Here is a 431-nt window from a genome sequence, read left to right on the forward strand (position 1 = left end):
CTCTAACGGCCGTGCCGGGTTGGGCGTGCCGTACCGGGACGAAGGATCGGAATCCGGCGCAGGACGTCGGTCAGGATGCGGGCGGCGACCTCGATCGTCGGCTCTCCGGAGAGCATGATCTCGGGCTGCAGCAGTAGGCGGTGCGCCATGACCGGGACAGCCATCTCCTGAACGTCGTCGGGGAGGACGAAACCGCGCTGGTCCAGGGCCGCGCGGGCTCGGGCAGCACGGATGAGATGCAGCGCCGCCCGGGGGGACGCGCCGAGCGCGATCTCAGGATGCGTGCGGGTCCCGCCGACCAGGTCGACGATGTAGTGGCGCGCTTCGGGCGAGACGTGCACCGTGCGGACGAGTGCGATCAGCTTGGCGATCTCGGCGGCGTCGGTGACCGGGGTGATGCCGGCCAGCGGGTTGGCGTTGCCGTGGCTGTC

General features: G+C 70.8%; 1 protein-coding gene. It reads right to left on the minus strand.

Features of this window, described 5'->3' with window-relative positions:
- Positions 1-2 precede the first annotated feature (2 nt).
- On the minus strand, positions 3-431 hold a 429-nt coding region (locus ACY45C_RS16195), incomplete at its 5' end, for an AAA family ATPase (RefSeq protein ID WP_462188418.1).

The organism is Frankia sp. CcWB2 (assembly GCF_977927585.1).